Here is a 23055-nt window from a genome sequence, read left to right on the forward strand (position 1 = left end):
GCTCGTTCGCCCCGGGTGCCCGTTCGGGACGAGCACTCCGACGTTCGCGTCCACCCGAGACCTACCCGCGACGGTGGACCGCATACCTGAGAGGTTCCTGAGCCGGTCGGGCCCGTACGACACTGGATGTGGGCTGGGCGCGGCCTGTGGGGCCGTTCGCAGGCAACGCCCAGCGACCGTCCAGCGCGCAGGTGGATCGTCTGCGACATGGGCACCCGAACCTTGCGGGCGCCGGCCTCGCACCGTCCCGCGCGACTGCTCACCGGCCTCTACGCGCTCGCCACCCTCGTGGCACTGCTGCTGACCCTGCTGGCCCGACGCCGACCGCACCCGTTCCTCGCCGAGGGCATCTTCGGCCTCCTCAACGTGCCGGTGGCCCCGACCTTCGTGTCGGTGGTCGTCCTCGCCCTGGCCACTCGGGCGCTGCTGGGCCGCAAGCGGATCGGGCTGTGGTTCGTCGCCGTCTTCCAGGTCCTGGGCATCTACGTCGGGTTCGTGGCGCTCGTGCCGGCCGCACGGCTCCCCCGGACCGAGATGTGGGTGAGTCGCGGCGAGCTCGGGCGCGGACTCGACATCGTCTCGACCCTCGTCGCAGCCCTGGCCCTGTGGTGGCTCTGGCGGATCCGGCACGAGTTCACCGGCCGGCTCCAGCGTGGCTCGTGGGGCCTCGCATTCGCTGCGCTCGCCGTCGGTTCCGTCGTGACGCTCGGGGTGGCCTGGCTGCTCCTCGGCGCCGTCGGTGCTCCCCGCTCCCAGGTCGACCCCCTCCTCGACACCGTGCTCGCCGTCTTCGGGGGTGTGAGCCGCCGCACCCTCGCGCTCGTCCCACCCTGGGTCGTCGATGTCGTGGCGGTCTGCGCCGGCCTGACGATCCTCGCGGCCGTCACTCTCTTCCTCGCCTCGGCCCGCCCGCGCAGCCGCTGGTCGCCGGACCGCGAGGTGGCGCTGCGCGGCCTCCTCGCCCGCGACGGGGCCGAGGACTCCCTCGGCTACTTCGCGACCCGTCGTGACAAGGCCTCGGTCTTCTCCCCCGACGGTCGGGCCGCCGTCACCTACCGGGTCGTCGCCGGGGTCTCCCTGGCGAGCGCCGACCCGGTCGGGCATCCGGACAGCTGGCAACCGGCGATCGAGGCCTGGCGGGCCGAGGCACGCGAGTTCGGCTGGGTGCCGGCCGTCGTCGGCGCGAGCGAGCGCGGCGCCCGGGCGTACGCCGCCACCGGGGGCATGCGCGTGCTGCTCCTCGGGGACGAGGCGATCCTCGACCCCGCGCGCTTCGACCTCCGGAGGGCCTCGCTCTCGCCGGTCCGGCACGCCGTGGCGCGGGCGGCCCGAGCCGGACTCGAGGTCCGCGTGCGTCGCCAGCGCGAGCTGCGGGCCGACGAGGTCGCCGAGATCACCGACCGCGCCGAGGCGTGGCGCGGGGGCGAGACCGACCGCGGCTTCTCGATGGCCCTCGGCCGCGGCGGCGACGCCGCCGACGGGGACGTCCTCCACGTGACCGCCCACGCCGCCGACGGGTCGCTCGTCGGGGTGCTCTCCCTCGTGCCGTGGGGACGCTCAGGCGTCTCGCTCGACGTCATGCGGCGCTCCCCAGACGCCCCCAACGGCGTCACGGAGCTCATGGTGAGCGAGCTACTCGCCCACGCCCGCCGGCTCGGCCTGGCACGGGTCTCGCTCAACTTCTGCATGTTCCGCTCCGTGTTCGAGGACGCCGAGCGGCTGGGGTCCCGGTCGCTGACGCGGGTGGGCGCGTCGGTCCTCGGCTTCTTCGACCGCGTCTGGCAGCTCGAGCGCCTCTACCGGGCCAACGAGAAGTACGAGCCGGCGTGGCAGCCGCGCTTCCTCTGCTACGACGACGCCGTGTCCCTCCCACAGGTCGCGCTCGCCGCCGGGGCGGCCGAGGGCTTCGTGCGACACCCGTCGATCCGCAACGTCCGCACCGGCCGTACCGAGCTCGACGCCGAGCACCTCGCCCAGGTGGCCGAGATCAGCGCGCCGCCCGTCGACGTCGAGGGCCTCGGCCCGCGCCGGTCCGACCAGTTCCGCCACCGCGCCGCCGCCCTGAACCGGATGCGCGCGGCCGGGGTCGACGCCTACCCGGTCGGCGCGGCCTCGGTGACGACGACCCCGATCGCCACCCTCGGCCCGGACGCCTGGCAGGCCCCACGAACGCTGTCCGTCGTGGGACGGGTGAGGGAGGTGCGCGACCACGGCGGCGTCGCCTTCGCGACCCTCGTCGACGGCGAGTCACGCCTGCAGGTGATCTTCGACGCGGCCCGCCTCGGCCGGGAATGCCTCGACCGGCTCACCTCGTTCGTCGACGTCGGCGACCTCGTCCGCGTCGACGGCACGACCGGCCGGTCCCGCACCGGCACCCCGAGCCTGCTCGCCGACGACTGGCGGATGGAGGCCAAGTGCCTGCACCCCGTCCCGTTCCGAGCCTTCGACGACCCGGCAACCCGGGCGCGCCGGCGCTCGACCGACCTGCTCGTCCACCCGCGCGACGTCGAGCTGCTCCGGAGCCGCTCGGCCGTCGTCGGGTCGATCCGGAGGACGCTCGGCGACGCCGGCTTCCTCGAGGTGGAGACCCCGATGCTGCACACGACCCACGGTGGTGCGAGCGCGCGCCCCTTCCGGACGTTCATCAACGCGTACGGCGTCGACCTGTCGCTGCGCATCGCGCCCGAGCTGCACCTCAAACGGCTCCTCGTCGCCGGACTCGGTCCCGTCTTCGAGCTCGGTCGCAACTTCCGCAACGAGGGGGCGGACGCCACGCACAACCCGGAGTTCACCTCGCTCGAGGTCTACCAGCCGCACGCCGACTACACGACGATGCGCCACCTCACCGAGCGGCTCGTCCGCGCCGCGGCACGCACCGTCCACGGCCGGGAGGTCATCCCGCTGCCCGTCCCGGGTCCGCATCGCGACGGGCTCGACGCGCTCGACGACGACGGCACGCAGGGGGTCGACCTCGTCGACATCAGCGGGGAGTGGCCGGTGGTGAAGGTCCTCGACGCGGTCTCCGACGCGGTCGGACAGCGGGTCACCGTCGACACCGACATCGACGTGCTGCTCGGCCTGGCCGAGCTCCACGGGATCACGGTGCGCCCCGAGATGGGCGCCGGGGCCGTCATCGAGGAGCTCTACGCCGAGCTCGTCGAGCCGGTCACGATGCTGCCCACCTTCTACACCGACTTCCCCGTCGAGACCTCGCCCCTGACCCGGCCGCACCGGACGGAGGCCGGGCTCGTCGAGCGCTGGGACCTCGTCGTGGCGGGGATGGAGGTCGGCACGGCATACAGCGAGCTGACCGACCCCGTCGACCAGCGGGCGCGGCTCACCGAGCAGTCGCTCAAGGCCGCTGCAGGCGACCCCGAGGCGATGGAGGTCGATGAGGACTTCCTCCACGCCCTCGAGCTGGGGATGCCACCCAGCGGAGGTCTCGGGATCGGTGTCGACCGGCTCGTCATGCTCCTGACCCACACCTCGATCCGCTCGGTGCTGACGTTCCCGTTCGTGCGTCCGATGAGCACGCGTCGGGCCGACCGAGAGACGAGCCCCGCATGGAGCTGACCGATCCCGGCCCCGTCGTCCTGCTCTCCGTGCTCGCGCTCGTCGTCTTCGGACTGGTCGTCGCCGGCCTGCCCCGGTGGGGCTCCGGCATCTCGCGCGCCGTCGTCCGAGGCGTGCAGGTCGTGCTGCTCAACGTCCTCGTCCTCGCCCTAGCAGGCGCCGCGCTCAACGACCAGTACCTCTTCTACTCCAGCTGGGGTGACCTCTTCGGCTCCCGCTCGACGTCCGTCCAGGTGCACCACGGTGGGACGAGCCCCGAGGTCGTCACGGCCGCCGTGGCCGGTCCCGGTCTCCGCGGCGTCACGACACCGGCCGTGCTGCCACCCCTCCCCCAGCCGGGCTCGCGGCTGCAGACGTACACGGTCGTCGACACGCGGTCGAACGCCGAGGGCCAGGTCTACGTCCACCTGCCCGTCGGCTACGACCCGAGGTCCTCGCGCACGTATCCGGTCATCCTCGGCCTGCACGGCTTCCCGAGCGGGCCGAAGGGCTTCCTCAAGCTCGACTTCCTCAGCTCCGTCGACGCCCTGACCGCCGAGCACCGGCTGGCCCCCTCGATCGTCGTCGTCCCGCGCATCGACACCCCGGCGAGCCTCGACACCGAGTGCGTCAACGGCGGAGTCGGAGAGCCGCAGACGGACACGTGGCTCGCCCACGACATCCCCGCGTGGACCGCGCACCACTTCCGGGTCACGCTGGCGCGGACGTCGTGGGCCACGCTCGGCTACTCCTACGGCGCCTGGTGCGCAGCGTCGCTGTCGATGCGCCACCCCGACGTCTTCGGCGCCGCCGTCGTGCTCCTCGGCTACTTCCGTCCGGACTTCAGTGCGGCCTACGACCCCCTGACGACCGCGACCCAGCGCGGCTACGACCTCGTGACGATGGCGCACACCGCGCCGCCGCCGGTGGCGATGTGGGTGCTCACCTCCCGCGAGGACACGTTGTCCTACCCCACGACGTCGAAGTTCCTCAGCGTCGCCCGGAGCCCGCTCGACGTGACGGGCACCGTCCTCGCACACGGTGGCCACCGGGACTCGGTGTTCACCCCCTACGTCCCGGCCGCCCTCGCGTGGCTGGCCCAGACCCTGCCGGGCTTCCGTGCCTGAGAGCGGACGACGTATGCCGTCGGGCCGGGCCCCTGACGGGCCCCCGGGCCGGGGCCGGCGCCGGGGGCGCGGGGTGCGCGGGGTGCGCGGGGTGCGCGGGGTGCGCCCGCGACCTCGCCACCTCGTCGCGGCGCTGCTCGGCCTGGCCGTCCTCGCCGCCCTGGGCCTGAGCGGTGTGGTGCCCGGCCTCGGACCGCCGACCCTCCTGGGAGATCCCGGCGCGGCACCGAACGCGTCTGCCACCACGGTGGGCCCGGCTCCCGCGACGCCGTCCGCTTCCGAGACGACGCCGTCCGGACCGCTGACGCTCGTGGGTCTCGGGGACTCCGTGCCGTCGGCCGAGACGTGCGGCTGCACCGGCTACGTCGAGCAGGTCGGTCAGCGGCTCGGCGCGCTGACCCACCGGGGCTGGGTGGTGCACAACGACGCGAACGGCGGCTGGACCACGTCGGACGTCGAGGACGACCTCGGCTCCTCGTCCACCCGTGGCCACCTCGCGAACGCCGACCTCGTGCTCGTCGAGGTGGGGGCCAACGACTTCGATCTCGACCGGGTCGACGACCAGGGCTGCTTCCCGGCCGCCGGGTCGGACTGCTGGTCCGCCACGGTCGCCGGCCTGCGCGACGGCCTGACCCGGATCATCGCGGCGATCCGCCGCGTCGACCACCGTCCCGACCTGCGGATCGCCCTGCTCGGCTACTGGAACGTCACGGTCGACGGCTCGGTCGGCCGGGCTCTCGGCGAGGACTTCGTCCTCGGCAGCGACGAGCTCACCCGCCTGGTCAACGACACGGTCCACCAGGTGGCCGCGTCGACGGGCGCGGTCTACGTGGACGCGTACAGCCCGCTCAAGGGCACCTCGGGCACCCGGGATCCGACGGGTGACCTCCTCGACGACGGTGACCACCCGAACGCGAGCGGCCACACCCTGCTCTCGACCGCCGTCGTGGACGAGCTCGCCACGGCGGGGGCGGTCGCGGCGTGGCGTGGGGCGTCCTGAGGGTCGACCGGAGTGGGGCTGGAGTGTGGGCTGGATCGACAAAATCTTGCCTCATACCCGTTCAGTCGAGATCCCAACAGCCGCAGGCACGCCGGACCGCTGGGCGTTGACGGGGCACCCTCAGGTGCGGTTGCGTGGGGAGGCATGACCGTCATCGGCTTCCACTGCTCGCACGAGCAGATCGACCCCGCCCAGCTGCTCCGGGACGTCCGCGCGGCGCAGGACGCCGGCTTCACGGCGGCCATGTCGTCCGACCACATCTCGCCGTGGAGCAGCCGGCAGGGCGAGTCCGGGTACGCGTGGAGCTGGCTGGGCGCGGCCCTGGCGACCACGTCCCTCCCGTTCGGTGTCGTCACCGCGCCGGGGCAGCGCTACCACCCCGCCGTCACCGCGCAGGCCATCGCGACGCTCGGACAGATGTTCCCCGGACGCTTCTGGGCCGCGCTCGGGTCGGGCGAGGCCTCGAACGAGCGGGTGACCGGTGACGTGTGGCCGCGCAAGGAGGTCCGTGACGCCCGCCTCGTCGAGTGCGTCGACGTCATCCGTCGCCTCCTCGCCGGAGAGGAGGTGAGCCACGACGGGCTCGTGTCGGTGAACCGGGCGCGGCTCTGGACCCTCGCGGATCCCGTGCCCGACCTCGTCGGGCCGGCGGTGACCGCAGAGACGGCCGCACGTCACGCCGGGTGGGCCGACGGCCTCATCACGGTGAACCAACCACCCGAGACGCTGCGCGCGGTCCTGGCGGCCTACCGCGACGCCGGTGGACGCGGTCCCGCCCGCCTGCAGGTGCACGTGAGCTGGGCTCCCACGGAGGACGAGGCCCTGCACGTCGCCCACGACCAGTGGCGCAGCAACGTGATCGGGCCTCCCGTCGCGTGGGACACCGAGACGGTCGAGGCCTTCGACCTCATCGGCGAGACGGTCTCGCCGGACCAGGTCCGCGAGGCGGTGCTCGTCTCGGGGGACCTCGACCGCCACGCGCAGTGGCTCCAGGACTACGCCGACATGGGCTGGGACGAGCTCTACGTGCACTTCGTCGGCCAGCACCAGGCACCCTTCATCGAGGCGTTCGGCACCTCCGTGCTGCCCCAGCTGTCGGTGACCAGCCCTGCGGCGCAGGGCGCCTCACCTCAGGGCGCACGGGGGGAGGACCGATGAGGATGAGCGACACGGGTGACGTGTGGTGGAAGAACGCCGTCCTCTACTGCGCCGACATCGAGACCTTCCAGGACTCCGACGGCGACGGGGTGGGCGACCTGCGCGGGATGACCGACCGCATCGAGTACCTCGCCGACCTCGGCGTGACGTGCCTCTGGCTGATGCCCTTCTACCCGACGGCCCGCAAGGACGACGGCTACGACATCACCGACTTCTTCGGCGTCGACCCACGCCTCGGCACACTGGGTGACTTCGTCGAGCTCATGCGCACCGCCCGTGCCCACGGGATCCGGGTCATCATCGACTTCGTCATGAACCACACCTCCGACCAGCATCCGTGGTTCAAGTCCGCCCGGCGCAGCCGTGAGGACCCGTACCGAGACTACTACGTGTGGAGCCGCACGAAGCCGCGGTCGAGCGCCAAGGACGTCGTCTTCCCCGACCAGGAGGACAGCATCTGGGAGCGCGACGAGAAGACGGGCGACTACTACCTCCACCACTTCTACAAGCACCAGCCGGACCTCAACGTCGCGAATCCTGCTGTCCAGGAGGAGATCTCCCGGACGCTGGGCTTCTGGCTCGAGCTCGGCGTGTCGGGCTTCCGGGTGGACGCCGTGCCGTTCCTCTTCGCCCGCGACGGGGTGCCGGGCGTCGACGACGCGGACGCGTTCAACCCCGACCGCTACCTCGGCGACGTCCGGTCGTTCGTCACCCGTCGCGTCGGGGACGCGGTGCTCCTCGGTGAGGTCAACCTGCCCTACCCCGAGCAGCGGCGCTTCTTCGGCGGTGACGACGGCGACGGTCTCAACATGCAGTTCGACTTCATCGGGATGCAGCGCTTCTACCTCTCCCTCGCCCGCGGAGACGCCGGACCGCTGGCCGAGGCCCTGCGCGAGCGGCCGCCGCTCGACGTGACGAGCCAGTGGGCCAGCTTCGTGCGCAACCACGACGAGCTCACCCTCGACAAGCTGACCACGCGGGAGCGACGCGAGGTCTTCGACGCCTTCGGACCCGATCCGGAGATGCAGCTCTACGACCGGGGACTGCGACGACGCCTGCCGCCCATGGTGAGCGGTGACCAGAGAAGGGTGCGGCTCGCATACGCCCTCATGTTCTCCCTGCCCGGCACGCCCGTGCTCTTCTACGGCGAGGAGATCGGCATGGGTGAGAACCTCGACGTCCCGGGCCGGCTCGCGGTGCGGACCCCGATGCAGTGGACGCCCACACCCAGCGGCGGCTTCTCCTCCGCCGCCCCGAAGCGCCTGACCCGCCCGATGCCCTCCGGGGTCTGGGGCCCGGAGCACGTCAACGTCTCCGACCAGCGCCGCGACCCGGAGTCGCTGTGGTGGTTCGTCCGCCGTCTGGCGCGACGCTACCGCCAGCTCCCCGAGAGCGGGTGGGCGACCGTCGAGGTGCTCGACCACCCGGTGCCGGCCGTCCTCGCGCACGTCAGCCGCTCCGGTGACTGGGCGATGGTCGCGCTGCACAACCTCGGCGAGGACGGCGCCATCGTGCCCCTCACCGTGCCCGACCTGCCCGTCGGCTCCCGGCTCGTCGACGTCCTCGGGGACCGTCCCGACGTCACCGTGCCGCCGTCGGGGCCTGTCGAGGTCGACATCGAGCCGTACGGCTACCGCTGGCTGCTCCTCGTCCGCGAGGGCGAGGACCCACTCCTCTGACGCCCCGGACGTTTCCCTCGGGCCACCGCGGGTACTTCCGCTACATGAAGGCGCTGACGTGGCACGGGATCGAGGACGTCCGGGTGACCGACGTGCCCGATCCCGACATCGCCCACACCACCGATGCCGTCGTGCGCGTCACCTCGACGGCGATCTGCGGCTCGGACCTGCACCTCTACCGGGTGCTAGCGCCGTACCTGAAGCCGGGGGACGTGCTCGGGCACGAGTTCATGGGGATCGTCGAGGAGGTCGGTCCAGGTGTCGCGACGCTCGCCGTCGGCGATCGTGTCGTCGTGCCGTTCAACATCTCCTGCGGTCGCTGCTGGATGTGCCAGCGCGGCCTGTTCGCGCAGTGCGAGACGACGCAGAACACCGACTCCGGCAGGGGCGCCAGCCTCTTCGGCTACACGAGCCTCTACGGTTCGGTGCCCGGCGGTCAGGCGGAGAGGGTCCTGGTGCCGCACGCCGACTTCGGGCCCATCGTCGTCCCCGACGACATGCCCGACGAGCGCTTCCTCTACCTCTCCGACATCCTGCCCACGGCGTGGCAAGCCGTGGAGTATGCCGACGTCAACGGCAGCGACACCCTGGCCGTCCTGGGACTGGGGCCGGTGGGTCAGCTCGCCGTCCGGTCGGCGCTGCACCGGGGTGTCGGCCGGGTCATCGGCGTCGACCTCGTGCCCGACCGGATCGAGAAGGCACGGGCCCGCGGCGCCGAGGTCATCGATGCGTCCGACACCGACGTAGCGCGGGCCCTCAAGGACCTGACAGAAGGTCGAGGACCGGATGCGGTCATCGATGCGGTCGGCATGGAAGCCCACGGAAACCCGTTCTCGGAGAAGGTCATCGCGGGCGCCGGCCGCCTGCCCAAGCCCATCGCCCGCGGAGCGATCGAGACCTTCGGGATCGACCGGCTCGCGGCCCTGCACACCGCGGTCGCAGCCGTGCGCCGAGGCGGCACCCTGTCCATCAGCGGCGTCTACGGGGGCATGGCCGACCCGATGCCGAGGATGGAGCTCTTCGACAAGGGCCTGACGGTTCGGATGGGCCAGTGCCACGTGCGCCGCTGGAGCGACGAGCTCCTCGACATCGTCCGCACGGACGACGACGTCCTGGGACTCGAGAGTCTCGCCACCCACCACGGCAGCCTGGAGGACGCGCCGGACCTCTACCGCGTCTTCCAGGAGAAGCAGGACGAATGCCTCAAGGTCGTCCTCCGCCCCTGAGCGACACGGCTCACCGGTCCAACCACAGCCCAGACAACCACACGACAAGGAGACGCCTTCATGAGCGTGACGAGCTTCCAGGACCTTCCTCTCGCCGACCGCGACCGCGAGTGGGACGGCGACGCCGCCGAGAAGCGGGTGCGGGCGTGGGCAGGCGCGGAGGAGGGGCCCAACGAGAAGTACCGCGACGCGCACGTCTGGTACGACGCGGACAGCAAGACGAACTTCACGGCCTACAAGCTCCTCTTCGCCGACGTGGTCGACGGGCGTCTCAGGGCCGTCCCGCGCGCGGTCATGGCCGCTGCCGCGGTCATGCAGGGCTCACGAGGCGGGGTCGACCTGCCGGACAAGGACCGCGACCGGGTCCGGAGCCACCTCGCGAAGTACTACGCGAAGATGGGTGAGGAGGCTCCGTGGGAGCGTGACGGCTGACCGTCGCCGGGCTCAGAAGACCGCGCCGCCACCGGTCACTCCGAGGACGGTGCCCGACACGTAGCTGGCCTCCGTCGGGGACGCGAGAAAGACGTATGCCGGAGCGACCTCACCAGGCCGACCGGCGCGTCCCAGCGGCGTGTCCGCGCCGAACCTCTCGATCTTCCTGCTGTCACGCGGCGCCGGCTGCAACGGCGTCCAGATCGGACCCGGCGCGACCGCGTTGCCACGGATTCCCCTGGGGCCCAATGAGGCTGCCAGGTTGACGGTGAGGTTGTTGAGCGCGGCCTTGGTGGCTGCGTAATCGAGCAGCCCGGGTGACGGGTCGTAGGCCTGGCGCTCGACGAGGTCTCCGGGCACGAGGACGCCCGTGCGGCCCGCCTTCTCGATCCAGGCGAGGGTGTCCTCGGCGTCGGGCTGCTCGGCCGGCAGGTGGCTGATGGCGACGTCCGGCGTCACGAGCGGCTGTGGCAGCCGACCGGACGCGGACCTGACGTTTGTCCGCAGGGACCGTTGCGCGAAGGGGCTCCTGCATGGCACTGTCGAGTCGTCTGAGCGGTCCAATCACAGCGCCGACTCCGTCACCGGAATCCGGAGATGAGTCATGTCGCAGCACCCTCTGCATCCCCGACTGTCGTTCGCCGAGCGTGACGCCGAGACGTCCGAGCTCTTCCGCCGCCTCGCCGCCGCTCGCACACCGGAGGACTCCGAGCCGATCGTCGAGGAGATCGTCCACCTCTACCTCGATCTCTGCGCCTCCATGGCCGGACGTTACGACGGGCGTGGCGTCGAGCACGACGACCTCGTGCAGGTCGCGCGCCTGGCCCTCGTCAAGGCTGTCCGCCGCTACGAACCCGGCCATGCTCCGTCATTCGCCGCCTACGCCGTGCCCACCATCTCGGGCGAGCTCAAGCGATGGTTCCGTGACCGCGGCTGGGTCGTGCGGCCGCCGCGACGCCTCCAGGAGCTCCGCGCCAACCTGCAGTCCGTCCGGGGCCGTCTCGAGCAGGAGCTCGGCGCCACCCCCACGGACGAAGAGCTCGCCCAGGCCGTCGGTGCGTCCGTCGAGGAGGTCCGCGAGGTGGCCACCGCAGCCACCGGCTTCCGCCCGTTGTCGCTCGACTGCAGCCCCTCCGACGAGGAGCGGCCAGGCCTCGCAGCCTTCCTCGCCGCGGACGACGACGACCTCGCTGGGGCGGACGACCGCGTCTGTCTCGCAGAGGCCCTGACCGAGCTCGACGACGACGAGCGCGAGCTGCTCCTCATGCGCTACGTCGAAGGCATGACCCAGCGCGAGATCGGCGAGGTGCGCGGCGTGAGCCAGATGCAGGTTTCCCGGACCCTGCGGCGCATCACCGTCCGGCTCCACGACCACCTCGCCGAGCAGGTCACACCCACCCCGCCCACCGAGGCCGCCGCGGAGATGGGCACCGCCTCCTGAGCGACCCGGCGGAGGCAGCGGAGGCTGCCGACGCCGTCACTCTGCGGTGGGCGCCCGCCGCGGACGGTCGCCCGTGATCCTGGGCAGCGCACCGGTGTCGGTCACCTCGAGCGCCACGTCGTGCAGCTTGCGGTTGGAGTTCTGGCTCGCCATCCGCAGCAGGCCGAACGCCTGGTCGCGCGTCACGTGGTGTCGGGTCATGAGCACCCCCATCGCGACGCCGATCTCGCGGTTGGACAGCAGCGCCCGCTGGAGGTTCTCGACCTGCTCCTGGTGGGCGGAGAGCGCCGCAGCAAGCGCGCCGTGCGTGGCCAGCATCAGGCCGACCAGCTCGGACTGCTCGGTGAAGCCGCCGACCTCGTCGGAGTAGATGTTGAGGCCGTCGATGCCGTCACCGACCTCCCGCCCCAGGCGGTAGGAGAGCATGCTGCGCATCCCGAGCTCCCGCGAGACCCTCGTGCCGAACTCCGGCCACCTGCCGTCGTGGCGCAGGTCCCGCGGGCGGTAGAGGGCGTCGTCGATGATGGCGTCGATGCAGGGACCCGACCCGACGGCATACTGGATCGCGTCGGCCCGGCGGGCCACGTCGTCGGTGGCGGCGACGGTGCGGAACCGGCCGTGCACGTAGCTCGTGATGCTCGCCCACTTGGCGCCGGGTACGCGTTCGACCGCGATGCGGGCGACGGCGTCCAGCGTGTCGGTCGGCCCCATCGAGCCGAGCTCGGAGCCGAGCTTGGCGAAGGTCTCGGCGATCTCGCGCACGACGTCGTCGGCCTGCTGGTCCACGCTCACGGGTCCACCCCACCTTCGGTCCGTGCCGACGGTGGACCGGTGCGCGGCGGGCGAGGGGTCCACGGGTCGGTGATGCTGCTGGTCGTCGGGCACCCTGCGGGCGCCAGGAGGACAGCGTCCCATGGCTGAGGGACCACTGGTTGCCGGTCCGCGCGAGAGGCATCCCGGTCTCGGTGACCGGAGGGCTACCGTCGCGGGTAGGTCATCATGAGGCCCACCCCGAGGAGCAGCTCCCGCATGTCATCATGTCGATCAACCTGATCTACCTCATCGCCGGTCTGGCGATGTTCCTCGCGGCCGTCCTCCCGGCCGTCCTCGACCGGTATGCCGTGTCGGCCGCGATGGTGCTTCTGCTCCTCGGCATGGCCATCGGCCTGCTGCCGCTGCCCGAGGGGATGCGCCTCGACCCGGTCGTCATCCGGCCGCAGGTCGAGCGGGTCACCGAGTTCACGATCCTCGTCGCGCTCATGGGCGTCGGCCTCGCGATCGACCGCTCGTTCGACTGGCGCAGCCGTTCCGCTTGGGCCGCATGGTCGCCGACGTGGCGGCTGCTCGCCATCGCGATGCCCCTGACGATCGCGTCGGTGGCCCTGCTCGGGTGGGGTCTCGGCGTCGCCCCCGCGGCGGCCCTGCTGCTCGGCGCCGCGCTCGCCCCGACCGACCCGGTGCTCGCCAGCGATGTCCAGGTGGAGGGTCCGCGGGTCGACGGCTCGGGCCACGCGGGCGAGGCCGGTGGCGACGGCGCTGACGACGGAGAGGCCCTCGGTGAGCCCGTCGACGAGCAGGACGACGTCCGCTTCGCACTGACGTCCGAGGCCGGCCTCAACGACGGGCTCGCGTTCCCCTTCGTCACGGCTGCGGTGCTCCTCGCGTCGGCCGGAAGCTTCTCGTCGTGGGGTCTGCACTGGCTGGCCTGGGACCTCGTCGGCAAGGTCGTCGTCGGCGTGCTCGTGGGCGTGGCCGTCGGGTGGGGCCTGGCAAAGGTCGCCTTCCGGTCGCCGCGCCGGTCGTTGCGACTCGCCGAGCAGGGCGAGCCACTGCTCGCGCTCGCCGCGCTGGTCATGACCTACGGGCTGAGCCAGCTCGTCGGGGGCTACGGCTTCCTCTCCGTCTTCGCGTGCGGCATGACGCTGCGTGCCGCCGAGCGCAACCACCGTTACCACCGCTCGATGCACGAGGTCGTCCAGCGCCTCGAGCGCCTGCTGACCCTCATCATCCTGCTCATGCTCGGGATGGCGATGACCAAGGGCGTGCTCGGCGAGCTCGACTGGCGCGGCGTCGTCATCGCCGTCTCCCTCGTCTTCGTCGTCCGTCCGCTGTCCGGCTGGGCGAGCCTGCGGCTGCGCGCCCGCCCGGCCGACCTCCCGGGCGGGCTCGGCCGCCGCGAGACGCTCGCGACGGCGTTCTTCGGAGTCCGCGGCATCGGCTCGCTCTACTACCTCGCCTTCGCGGCCGGCGAGCACGCCTTCGCCGACGAGCGGTGGCTGTGGTCGACGGTCGCCTTCACCATCCTTTTGTCGGTCATGGTCCACGGCACCCTCGCCACCCCCGTCATGCGCTACCTCGAGCGCCGGCGGGAGCGCGCCGGCGCGGCGGGGCCGGCCTGACGGCATACCCTCGCCGGTCCGGCGAAACCACCGCATACCGCGCACGATCCACCGGATCGGTGTGGCCGGGCCGCTACCCGGGTATGGGCCTGCTGGAGGCTCCAGCCCAGCGGCCCCCCGAACCCGCGCCGGCGCCCCCTCTTCCTCCCTCGGTGCGTCGGGCGGCGTGCACCGAGAGGCAACCGGTTGAGTCCCGTCATCGCGTCCGTCCCCGCAGGCCACGTCTACGTCCGTCACCTCGCTCCTCCTGACGGCGACACGACGGTGACGCGGCTGGCGGACCCCCGCCCCCGCGCCGACGTGCCCGACGCGCAGTGGTGGCCGCCGCGGATGCTCGAGCCCGGCTGGGTCGACGCCCATGCCACCGACTTCGACGTCATGCACGTGCACTTCGGCTTCGATGCCGTGTCACCCGACGACCTCGCCCGGGTCGCCTCGAGCCTGCGCCGCCACGGGAAGCCCCTCGTGCTGACCGTTCACGACCTGCGCAACCCGCACCACCACGAGCGCGAGCTGCACGACGCGCAGCTCGGGGTCCTCGTCGAGGCGGCGGACGCCCTCATCACGCTCACTCCCGGCGCCGCGGCGGAGATCGCCGAGCGGTGGGGGCGCGAGGCGCTCGTCGTGCCCCACCCGCACGTCGTCGAGGAGCCGCGCCTGTCCCGGCCCCGAGTGCCGCACCGCGGCTACGTCATCGGGGTCCACGCCAAGAGCCTGCGCGCGGGCATGGACCCGCTACCGGTCATCGAGCAGATCGTCGCCACCCTGCCGGAGATGCCCGGCGCCCGGCTGCGCGTCGACGCCCACACCGACGTCATGACCCCGGGCGGCCCCCGACACGCGAGCGACCTCGAGCCCCGGCTCCGGGAGCTCGCAGCGACCGACGGCGTCGACCTGCGCGTCCACGACTACTTCAGCGACGACGAGCTGTGGGACTACCTCCAGTCCCTCGACGTCTCGGTGCTGCCCTACCGCTTCGGCACGCACTCGGGCTGGCTCGAGGCGTGCCACGACCTCGGGACGACGGTCGTCGCCCCCGACTGCGGCCACTACGCCGACCAGCGTCCGTGCCTCCTCTACGGCGCGCCGGGATCCGATGCGGGCGGCGCTGCCCCGACGCTCCGGGACACCCTCCTGAGGGCGTACCACGAGCGGCCCTCGTGGCGGGCCGAGCCGGAGGAACGCCGGCGCGAGCGCCACGACGTCTCACGCGCCCACGAGCAGGTGTATGCCGCCGTGCTGGCTGCCGCTGCGGAGCGGGGTGTCGCGTGCGCGTCGTGATCCTCGCTGCCGCGAGGCACCCCATCGCGGAGCCGTTCGCCGGTGGCCTGGAGTCGCTGACGTGGCACCTCGTGCGAGGGCTGAGGCGACAGGGTGTCGACGTGTCCTTCTTCGCCGGCCCGGGCAGCGACCCGGCGCTGGGGGCCACCCCGCTCCACGTCGAGCCCCTGCGCCTGAGCCACACCGCCCGGAGCGACGCGTCGATGGTGCCGGAGGCGTGGCTGCGCGAGCACCACGCATACCTGCAGGTCATGCTGGCACTCCAGCAACGTCCCGATGTCGCGGTCGTGCACAACAACAGCCTTCACCACCTGCCCGTCGCCATGGCCGACTCGCTGCCGTCGCCCGTGCTCACGACCCTGCACACTCCGCCGACCCCGTGGCTCGAGCCCGCGATCGAGATCGGCGCTCGGTCACGAAACCCCTTGCGGCACAGCCACTTTGTGGCCGTGAGCGAGCACACCGCGCGGTCGTGGGCGCACGTCACCCCGGCGCACGTCGTGCACAACGGCGTCGACGTCGACCGATGGGTCGAAGGACCCGGCGGCGAGGACCTCGTCTGGGTGGGCCGGCTCGTGCCGGAGAAGGCACCACACCGGGCCATCGCCATGGCACGGGCGGCAGGCCGCCGGCTCCGCCTCGCGGGCCCGGTCGGCGACGCCGACTACTTCACCCGGCACGTCGCGGGCGAGCTCGGCGACGACGTCGAGTACGTCGGCCACCTCGGTACCGACGGCCTCGTCGCCCTCGTCGGGGCGAGCGCGGCCATGCTCGTGACGCCGGAGTGGGACGAGCCGTACGGCCTCGTCGCCGCGGAGTCCCTCGCGTGCGGCACGCCGGTCGTGGCCCTCGACCGCGGTGGCCTGCGCGAGTTCGTCGTGCCCGGCGTCGGGCTGCTGCTCCCCCGCGACTGCGACGACGCAGCTGCCGCCGAGGCCGTGGCCGCAGCCGTCGACCTCGACCGCGCTGCGTGCCGGGCCCATGCCGTCGTCGCCTGCTCGGTGGACCGCATGGTCGAGAGCTACCTCGGGATCTACGAGTCCCTCAGCGCGATGTCCGGTGCCGCATGATCGGCTGGTACGTCCACCACCAGGGGCTCGGCCACCTGACCCGCCTGCAGGCCGTCGCCGAGCACCTCAGCTCGCCCGTCACGGGGATCAGCTCCCTTCCGGCCCCCGACGGATGGCCGTCGGAGTGGCTGCAGCTCGACCGCGACGACCGGATGCCCGCCGGCGAGGTCGTCCGCGCCGACCCCACGGCGGGCGACGTGCTGCACTGGGTCCCGCGGCACGACGCCGGACTGGCCCACCGTGCCGCTGCACTGACCGAGTGGGTCGCCCGGACGCGGCCCTCGCTCGTCGTCGTCGACGTGTCGGTGGAGGTGGCGACGCTCGTCCGGCTGTGCGGCGTACCGGTCGTCGTGCTGGCGATGCCCGGAGAGCGCACCGACCGCGCCCACGTCCTCGCCTACGACCTCGCCGATGCCCTGCTCGCCCCGTGGCCCGAGGCGGCCCATGCGACCGACTGGCCCGGGTCGTGGCGAGACAAGCTCTGGGCGGTCGGGGGCATCTCGCGTTTCGACGACCGGGTCCCGTCGCGTCGACGCACGTCCCTCGGCTCGGCCGCGGGCTGCATCGAGGCGTTGGCGGACGGCCCTCGCCCGTCTGGCCCGGAGCCCGACGAGCCGTCGCCGCGACGCGTCCTCGTCCTCTGGGGCGGCGGCGGACGGTCGACGTCCGCCGCGGAGGTGGCCGCCGCCCGGGCCGCGACACCGGGCTGGGAGTGGGTCGAGCGCGGCCCTGGCTCGCCGTCGCCCGACCTGTGGGCCGACCTCGAGTCAGCCGACGTCGTCGTCACGCACGGCGGCCAGAACGCCGTCGCCGAGGTCGCCGCGGCGCGCCGTCCCGCCGTCGTCGTGGCCCAGCCGCGCCCCTTCGACGAGCAGATGGCGACGGCCGCCGCCGTCGACCGGCTCGGGGCCGCGGTCGGCGTCCGCGCCTGGCCGCTCGCCACGGCCTGGCCCGGCCTGCTCGAGCGGGCCCTCGACCGCGGCGGGGAGGGCTGGCGCCGGTGGTCCACCGGTCAGGGGGCGGCCTCCGCAGCGGCCAGGCTCGACGAGCTCGCCGCCCGCCACGACCGCCACGACCGCCACGACCGCCACGACCGCACCGGCGACGACATCCGCACGGCGTCGTGACACCCGCCCTCCCACCGACAGCCGTGACGCCCGCGGGCAGGGCGCCCCGCGTGGCCGTGGTGACGATCGTGCACGGGCGGCACACGCACCTCGCGCGCCAGCTGTGGGGCCTGCGTCGCCAGACCCGGCTGCCGGACCTGCAGGTGGTCGTCGCGATGGACGACCCGGAGGTCGAGCAGCTCGCCCGGTCGCAGGCGGGGCCGTGGGACGTGCGGGTCGCGAGCCTGCCGCGTCGACGCGGCAGGCTACCCCTCGCCGCCGCGCGCAACCTCGGGGTCGCCGTCGCCTCCCGCGCCGGCGCCGAGCAGGTCGTGCTCCTCGACGTCGACTGCATCCCGTCACCAGGGCTCGTCGAGCGGTATGCCGCCGTGCTGGGCGACGAGCGCCGGCGCAGTCCCGGGCCGGACGTGGCACCGCTGGTCCTCGCCGGAGAGGTGGCCTACCTGCCACCGGCCCCGGCGGGACGCGACTACCGCGACCTCGACCTCGCGGCCCTGGCCTCGCCGCACCCGGCCCGGCCGACCCTGGCCTCGGACGAGGTGCGTCCTGCCGAAGACCTGCGGCTCTTCTGGTCCCTGTCCTTCGCGCTGACGGTGCGCTCGTGGAACGCCGTCGGGGGCTTCGACGAGGCGTATGTCGGCTACGGCGGCGAGGACACCGACTTCGGCCAGCGCCTCGGCGCCTCCGGTGGGCGCCTGCTCTGGGTCGGCGGTGCCGCAGCACACCACCAGCACCATCCGACGAGCTCGCCGCCCGTCCAGCACGTGCACGACGTCGTCGCCAACGCCAACCGCTTCGCCCGCCGGTGGGGCTGGTGGCCGATGGAGGGGTGGCTCGACGCGTTCGCCACGCTGGGGCTCGCCCGGCGCGACCCCGACGGCACGTGGCAGGTCACCGGCGACGCGCCCGGCTGAACGTCAGCGGGCGAGGACCACGGTGCTGAGGGCGTGCTCGACGACGGCCCGGCTCGTCGAGCCGAGCGACATGCCGGCGAAGCCACCGCTCCCGGTCGCCCCGAGGACGACGAGGTCCGCGACCGCGGACAGGCTGATCAGCTGCTCGGCAGCATGCCCCGAGAGCACCTTCTGCTCGACGACGACGTCCGGGAAGTCGTCGGCCACCTCGTCCACGACCTCCCCGAGGAAGGCGCGAGTGGCCTCCTCCGGGTCGGCCGTGAACCACCACGGCGACGCACCGATCCGCTCGGGCGGCGCCAGCGGGTAGAGGTGCCACACCGCGACCGCGACGACCACGGCCCCCTTGGCGTCGGCGTCAGCACAGGCCCAGCGCAGCGCGGCCCTGCTCTGCTTCGAGCCGTCAACCCCCACGACGATCCTGCCCCTCGGCCGAGGCGCGTCAGCCCCCCGCGCCCCAGCGGGCCGTGTCGCCACACGTGCCGCCCCGGGGCGCGCCGGACCTGGGTCGCGCTGTCTCGTCTCGTCCATGGTGCTCACCTCTGGGTCCAGCGTCTGCCGCGGACCGGACTGCCGACAGATGCATCGGTCCTGTCCGATCCGGGACCTTGGTCCCGGCCCCTGGCGACCTTCGGCCGTGTCATGACCCCCCCACCGGCGCGCACCATCGATGCAGCGCCGTGCCCGGCGCCGCCGACCAGGGAGAGCACCATGTGCACCGTCCTCATCACCTACTCGACCCCACCACCCCCGCCGGAGGCGGCGCCCGAGTCGTACGCCACGGGCGTCCTCCCGACCGGAGTGGCCACGGACGCGCCGGCCACGCCCCCCTCGTCGTCCTCGTTCGCGGCGACGACCGCGGGGATCGACGAGGCCATCGCCGCGTCGATCGCCGATGAGCTCTCGCGCGCCGGGCACCGCGTCACGTGCCGCCCGTGCGTCGCGATCACGTCGACGGAGGGCTTCGACCTCGTCGTCGCCGTCGACCACCTGCACGTCAGCCACTGGAGCGGCCGGCCGTCGGTCCCCGTCCGGCCCACGGAGCCGCCGGGCGCCGGCGCCGAGGCGGGACCGGAGGACGGCCGGTGCACCATCCCGATGACGTGGTGCGCCGACTGGCGTGCCGTCGACGCGTGGGCGCGCAGTGTCGGCGACCACCTCGTGCACTTCCTCGAGGTGCGCACCGAGCTGGCCCGGGTGCGTGCCGAGCTCGACCGGTGCCGAGCGATGCTCCGCGCCGTGACTCCCGAGCCGCGCCCGGTCAGCGCCGTCGAGCTCGGACGGCCCGTGGGACGTGACTCCGGCCGCATCCACCACCCCCAGCGCCTGGCCTCGGCCGGGCCGACGCCGAGGTCCTGACATGACGACGACCGGCCGGCCGGCCGGCGAGAGTGCGGACCACGCGGACCACGGGCAGCGGTCGAGCCGACGCATCAACTACGCCGACCTGACCCCGACCGAGTGCCAGGCCCTGCTCGAGTCCCGCAACGTCGGGCGCATCGGGTGGAATGCCGGCCACGGCCCCCAGATCTTCCCCGTCAGCTATGCCTGCGCGGCCGACCTCATCGTCTTCCGGACCTCGCCCTTCGGCGTGCTCTCGGAGCTCGTGCGGCCGACCCAGGTGGTCTTCGAGGTCGACGACCTCGACGACACGGCACACACGGGGTGGAGCGTCATCGCACGCGGTCGCGCCCAGGCCGTCGCGTCACCCGCGCTGCTCACGCACCTGTGGACCGTCGAGGGTGCCGAGCCGTGGGCCGGTGGCGTGCGCAACGTCTTCATCGGGATCAGCGTCGAGCGGATCACCGGTCGTTCCTTCGGATCGCAGCGCGTGCCGTCCGCCGCGCGACGCAGTGCCCGCTGACGGCCCGCCCCGTCCTGCGACAACGAGCCACCGGCGCAGCCGCGCGGGCCTAGCCTTGGGTGATGACGGCGACGCGCGCGACCGGCCGACGGGTGCGGACGGCCGCCGTGTCTGGGCGGACGACACGCTGATGGTCGAGCGTGTCCCGTCGCCCCGCCCGGCCGGCGCATCTGGCCCGGGCGCTTCGGCACCCACGGCAGGCGTGGAAGCCTCGACGGGCTCGACCGGCTCGGCGGAGGACCGGTTGCGCGGGCTGCTCGCGGCCAACCGCTCCGTCGTCTCGGAGCTCGCGCTCCCTGCCGTGCTTCGCCGCATCGTCGAGGCAGCACGCGCCGTCGCCGGCGCCCGCTACGCCGCGCTCGGGGTCATCGGGATCGACGGCCGGCTCGAGCAGTTCATCCACTCGGGCATGGACGCCGAGGTGGTCGAGCTGATCGGCCACCTGCCCACCGGGCGCGGCGTGCTCGGAGCCCTCATCGAGGAGCCGGAGCCGATCCGGCTGCACGCCATCTCCGACGACCCGCGGTCCGTCGGATTCCCAGCCGGGCACCCTCCGATGCACGGCTTCCTCGGGGTGCCAGTGCGCTCCCGGGGCGAGGTCTTCGGCAACCTCTACCTGGCCGAGCGCGTCGACGGCTCGGACTTCTCGTCCGACGACGAGGACCTCGTCGTGGCCCTCGCCGCGAGCGCCGGTGTGGCCATCGAGAACGCTCGCCTCTACGAGGAGTCGCGACGACGCCAGGAGTGGCTGCGGGCGTCGGCCGAGATCAGCCGCGACCTGCTCCGGCCCGGCCTCGGCGAGCAGGTCCTCGTCCGCATCGCCGACGCGGTGCTGCGCCTCGCCGACGCCGACGTCGTCACCCTCGACTTCCCCGACCGCGAGACCGACGCCGCCCTCGCCGACGCCGGCGAACCCCTGGCGTATGCCGTCCGCCTCGTCGTCGGGGTCGCGCGCGGGGTGGGTGCCGATGGCCTCGTCGGAACGGCATACCGCTCCGGTCCCTCGCTGGCCGGCACGGCGATGCGCGAGCGTCGGGCGGTCCTCGCCGAGGCGTCCGGGCCGGCCGACCCGACCCTCGTCTCGGTCGCCGAGGCCGGGTCGGGCGGGCCGGCCATGGCCTGTCCGCTCGTCGGCGAGGCCGGGGTGCGCGGCGCCGTCGTCGTCGCCCGACGGGCCGGGAGCCGCCCGTTCACCCGTGCCGACGTCGAGATGGCCGAGCAGCTCGCGACCCACGCCGCGCTCGCACTCGAGCTCGCCGACGGCCGCGCCGACGAGGAGCGCATCGCGGTGCTCGAGGACCGCCACCGCATCGCCCGCGACCTGCACGACCACGTCATCCAGCGCATCTTCGCGACAGCCCTGTCACTCGAGGCGGTCACCGAGCGGACCGCCGACACGACGGTCCGCGGCGCCCTGGGCCGAGCGGTCGAGGACCTCGACGAGACGATCCGACGGATCCGGGCTTCGATCTTCGAGCTGCAGGAACCCCCGTCGTCGCTCGACGCCCGCGCCGTGCTGCTCGAGGTGGTCGCCGCCGCGACCCCAGGTCTCGGCGTCGAGCCGACCCTGAGCCTCGACGGGCCGGTCGCGACGGTCATCGACCCCGTGCTGCTCCACGACGTCACGGCCGTCCTCCGCGAGGCGCTGACCAACGTCGTCAAGCACGCGCGGTGCTCCGCCGTCTCCGTCCGCGTCGCCGTCACGGCGGAGGCCGTCACGGTCGAGGTGACCGACGACGGTCCGGCCACGCGGGGCGCGGGGGCCGACGGCGCGCGGCGCGGCAGCTCGGGGACACCGGCTGACCGCGACGCCACCGACGCCGCTGACGCCACCGACAGCGCCGGACGGACCACGCGCCCGCCCGAGCGACGGCACCGCGGCCTCGCCAACCTCACGAAGCGCGCCCACGACCGCGGCGGGGACTGCACGCTGACGACCGACGAGAGGGAGACGGTGCTGAGATGGACCGCCCTGCTGACCCCGTGACGACGCCGATCACGGTCTTCCTGCTCGACGACCACGAGATCGTCCGCCGAGGGCTCATCGACCTGCTCGAGTCGCACGACGGCTTCCGGGTCGTCGGGGAGGCCGGCACCGCCGCCGAGGCCCTGCGACGCATCCCGACGCTCGCCCCCCAGGTGGCGCTGCTCGACGCTCGGCTCCCCGACGGGAGCGGCATCGACGTGTGCCGCGAGGTCCAGGTGAGCAGCCCCGGCACGCGCTGTCTCATCCTCACCTCCTACGACGACGACGACGCCCTCTTCGCCGCGGTCATGGCCGGGGCCTCGGGCTACCTGCTCAAGCAGATCCGCGGCACGTCCCTCACCGAGGCGGTCGCGCACGTCGCCGCCGGCCACTCCCTCATCGACCCGGCCCTCGTCGAGCGTCTGCTCGAGCGGATCCGCCGACCCCAGGGCGCCGACTCCGCGGACGGCGGCGGTGAGCACCCGTCGGGGCGGGTCGGGTCGGCGCGACCGGGCTCGCGCACCGGGACCCTGACCGACCGGGAGCAGGAGATCCTCACCCTCATCGCCGAGGGACTGACCAATCGCCAGATCGGCGACCGCCTGCACCTCGCCGAGAAGACCGTCAAGAACTACGTGTCCGGCCTGCTCGCCAAGCTCGGCTTCGAGCGCCGCACCCAGGCCGCGGTCTACGGCGCCCAGCACGGCACGGAACGCGCGGAGCACCACGAACGCAGGTGACGGCATACGCCGAGCCGAAGGCTGTAACGGATGCACGCGGGCCGCGATGGTGTGGGTGAGGCGGCACCCGATCCCCCGA

At 73.2% G+C, this 23055-nt stretch carries 19 protein-coding genes and 1 pseudogene; 17 read left to right on the forward strand and 3 right to left on the reverse strand.

Features of this window, described 5'->3' with window-relative positions; all coding sequences use genetic code 11:
- Nucleotides 1–207: 207 nt before the first annotated feature.
- From lysX to ASE25_RS01295, 7 genes are all read left to right on the forward strand, one after another.
- On the forward strand, nucleotides 208–3573 hold the full coding sequence (gene lysX, locus ASE25_RS01265; RefSeq protein WP_056822179.1) for a bifunctional lysylphosphatidylglycerol synthetase/lysine--tRNA ligase LysX: 3366 nt from the start codon (nucleotides 208–210) through the stop codon (nucleotides 3571–3573).
- On the forward strand, nucleotides 3564–4679 hold the full coding sequence (locus ASE25_RS01270) for an esterase family protein (protein ID WP_056771259.1): 1116 nt from the start codon (nucleotides 3564–3566) through the stop codon (nucleotides 4677–4679). Before lysX ends, ASE25_RS01270 begins: the two co-directional genes overlap by 10 nt.
- A 100-nt stretch (nucleotides 4680–4779) precedes the next feature.
- On the forward strand, nucleotides 4780–5679 hold the full coding sequence (locus ASE25_RS01275; protein ID WP_056822183.1) for an SGNH/GDSL hydrolase family protein: 900 nt from the start codon (nucleotides 4780–4782) through the stop codon (nucleotides 5677–5679).
- Nucleotides 5680–5823: 144 nt separating this feature from the next.
- Entirely contained in the window at nucleotides 5824–6837 is a 1014-nt protein-coding gene (locus tag ASE25_RS01280) for a TIGR03885 family FMN-dependent LLM class oxidoreductase (protein WP_056822186.1), read from the forward strand.
- Entirely contained in the window at nucleotides 6834–8516 is a 1683-nt protein-coding gene (locus ASE25_RS01285; RefSeq protein ID WP_056822187.1) for an alpha-amylase family protein, read from the forward strand. The genes ASE25_RS01280 and ASE25_RS01285 overlap by 4 nt, the downstream gene beginning before the upstream one ends.
- Before the next feature lie 44 nt (nucleotides 8517–8560).
- Nucleotides 8561–9742, forward strand: coding sequence for a zinc-dependent alcohol dehydrogenase (locus tag ASE25_RS01290; RefSeq protein ID WP_056822189.1), 1182 nt, complete (start codon nucleotides 8561–8563; stop codon nucleotides 9740–9742).
- Between the two features lie 60 nt (nucleotides 9743–9802).
- Nucleotides 9803–10174: a hypothetical protein gene (locus ASE25_RS01295; RefSeq protein WP_056822192.1), complete on the forward strand. Its 372-nt coding sequence runs from the start codon at nucleotides 9803–9805 to the stop codon at nucleotides 10172–10174.
- 12 nt (nucleotides 10175–10186) lie between these two features.
- Here ASE25_RS01295 and ASE25_RS01300 read toward each other — a convergent pair.
- Nucleotides 10187–10624 (reverse strand): annotated as a pseudogene (locus ASE25_RS01300) (SDR family oxidoreductase); the annotation flags it as partial.
- Nucleotides 10625–10778: 154 nt separating this feature from the next.
- On the opposite strand from ASE25_RS01300, the gene ASE25_RS01305 reads away from it, so the two are divergent.
- The gene (locus ASE25_RS01305) at nucleotides 10779–11615 is read left to right on the forward strand and encodes a sigma-70 family RNA polymerase sigma factor (protein WP_056822199.1); all 837 of its coding nucleotides are present in this window, start codon (nucleotides 10779–10781) and stop codon (nucleotides 11613–11615) included.
- Nucleotides 11616–11651: 36 nt separating this feature from the next.
- Here ASE25_RS01305 and ASE25_RS01310 read toward each other — a convergent pair whose 3' ends face one another.
- Nucleotides 11652–12407: a GAF and ANTAR domain-containing protein gene (locus ASE25_RS01310; RefSeq protein ID WP_235508490.1), complete on the reverse strand. Its 756-nt coding sequence runs from the start codon at nucleotides 12405–12407 to the stop codon at nucleotides 11652–11654.
- Nucleotides 12408–12652: 245 nt separating this feature from the next.
- On the opposite strand from ASE25_RS01310, the gene ASE25_RS01315 reads away from it, so the two are divergent.
- The 5 genes from ASE25_RS01315 to ASE25_RS01335 all read left to right on the forward strand — a co-directional run bounded on the left by ASE25_RS01315 (nucleotide 12653) and on the right by ASE25_RS01335 (nucleotide 18406).
- Nucleotides 12653–14014, forward strand: a complete 1362-nt coding sequence (locus ASE25_RS01315; RefSeq protein WP_056822204.1) for a cation:proton antiporter — start codon at nucleotides 12653–12655, stop codon at nucleotides 14012–14014.
- 186 nt (nucleotides 14015–14200) lie between these two features.
- Nucleotides 14201–15295: a glycosyltransferase gene (locus ASE25_RS01320; RefSeq protein WP_082622632.1), complete on the forward strand. Its 1095-nt coding sequence runs from the start codon at nucleotides 14201–14203 to the stop codon at nucleotides 15293–15295.
- Nucleotides 15283–16365 (forward strand): glycosyltransferase, encoded by a 1083-nt coding sequence (locus ASE25_RS01325; protein ID WP_056822209.1) that lies wholly within the window; start codon nucleotides 15283–15285, stop codon nucleotides 16363–16365. The genes ASE25_RS01320 and ASE25_RS01325 overlap by 13 nt, the downstream gene beginning before the upstream one ends.
- Nucleotides 16362–17492, forward strand: coding sequence for a glycosyltransferase (locus ASE25_RS01330; protein WP_082622633.1), 1131 nt, complete (start codon nucleotides 16362–16364; stop codon nucleotides 17490–17492). The genes ASE25_RS01325 and ASE25_RS01330 overlap by 4 nt, the downstream gene beginning before the upstream one ends.
- Before the next feature lie 50 nt (nucleotides 17493–17542).
- Nucleotides 17543–18406, forward strand: coding sequence for a glycosyltransferase family 2 protein (locus ASE25_RS01335; protein ID WP_235508491.1), 864 nt, complete (start codon nucleotides 17543–17545; stop codon nucleotides 18404–18406).
- A 3-nt stretch (nucleotides 18407–18409) separates the two neighbouring features.
- On the opposite strand, the gene ASE25_RS23005 is transcribed toward ASE25_RS01335, so the two are convergent.
- On the reverse strand, nucleotides 18410–18820 hold the full coding sequence (locus ASE25_RS23005) for a universal stress protein (RefSeq protein WP_162260580.1): 411 nt from the start codon (nucleotides 18818–18820) through the stop codon (nucleotides 18410–18412).
- Nucleotides 18821–19117: 297 nt separating this feature from the next.
- Between ASE25_RS23005 and ASE25_RS23010 the strand changes: the two genes are divergently transcribed.
- From ASE25_RS23010 to ASE25_RS01360, 4 genes are all read left to right on the forward strand, one after another.
- A complete protein-coding gene (locus ASE25_RS23010; RefSeq protein ID WP_056822218.1) occupies nucleotides 19118–19765 on the forward strand; it encodes a hypothetical protein in 648 nt (215 codons plus the stop codon).
- A 1-nt stretch (nucleotide 19766) separates the two neighbouring features.
- Complete coding sequence (locus ASE25_RS01350; RefSeq protein ID WP_056771296.1) at nucleotides 19767–20270, forward strand: pyridoxamine 5'-phosphate oxidase family protein; 504 nt, start codon at nucleotides 19767–19769, stop codon at nucleotides 20268–20270.
- Between the two features lie 202 nt (nucleotides 20271–20472).
- Entirely contained in the window at nucleotides 20473–22257 is a 1785-nt protein-coding gene (locus ASE25_RS01355; RefSeq protein WP_162260581.1) for a GAF domain-containing protein, read from the forward strand.
- Complete coding sequence (locus ASE25_RS01360) at nucleotides 22233–22976, forward strand: response regulator transcription factor (RefSeq protein WP_056771303.1); 744 nt, start codon at nucleotides 22233–22235, stop codon at nucleotides 22974–22976. Before ASE25_RS01355 ends, ASE25_RS01360 begins: the two co-directional genes overlap by 25 nt.
- The last annotated feature ends 79 nt before the right edge of the window (nucleotides 22977–23055 follow it).

Source organism: Terrabacter sp. Root85 (assembly GCF_001429185.1).
Classification (GTDB): domain Bacteria; phylum Actinomycetota; class Actinomycetes; order Actinomycetales; family Dermatophilaceae; genus Terrabacter.

Coding starts and splice junctions, on each gene's coding strand:
- lysX (WP_056822179.1), top strand. CDS start 208: ATGGGCACCCGAACCTTGCGGGCGCCGGCCTCGCACCGTCCCGCGCGA.
- ASE25_RS01270 (WP_056771259.1), top strand. CDS start 3,564: ATGGAGCTGACCGATCCCGGCCCCGTCGTCCTGCTCTCCGTGCTCGCG.
- ASE25_RS01280 (WP_056822186.1), top strand. CDS start 5,824: ATGACCGTCATCGGCTTCCACTGCTCGCACGAGCAGATCGACCCCGCC.
- ASE25_RS01285 (WP_056822187.1), top strand. CDS start 6,834: ATGAGGATGAGCGACACGGGTGACGTGTGGTGGAAGAACGCCGTCCTC.
- ASE25_RS01290 (WP_056822189.1), top strand. CDS start 8,561: ATGAAGGCGCTGACGTGGCACGGGATCGAGGACGTCCGGGTGACCGAC.
- ASE25_RS01295 (WP_056822192.1), top strand. CDS start 9,803: ATGAGCGTGACGAGCTTCCAGGACCTTCCTCTCGCCGACCGCGACCGC.
- ASE25_RS01305 (WP_056822199.1), top strand. CDS start 10,779: ATGTCGCAGCACCCTCTGCATCCCCGACTGTCGTTCGCCGAGCGTGAC.
- ASE25_RS01315 (WP_056822204.1), top strand. CDS start 12,653: ATGTCGATCAACCTGATCTACCTCATCGCCGGTCTGGCGATGTTCCTC.
- ASE25_RS01330 (WP_082622633.1), top strand. CDS start 16,362: ATGATCGGCTGGTACGTCCACCACCAGGGGCTCGGCCACCTGACCCGC.
- ASE25_RS23010 (WP_056822218.1), top strand. CDS start 19,118: ATGTGCACCGTCCTCATCACCTACTCGACCCCACCACCCCCGCCGGAG.
- ASE25_RS01350 (WP_056771296.1), top strand. CDS start 19,767: ATGACGACGACCGGCCGGCCGGCCGGCGAGAGTGCGGACCACGCGGAC.
- ASE25_RS01360 (WP_056771303.1), top strand. CDS start 22,233: ATGGACCGCCCTGCTGACCCCGTGACGACGCCGATCACGGTCTTCCTG.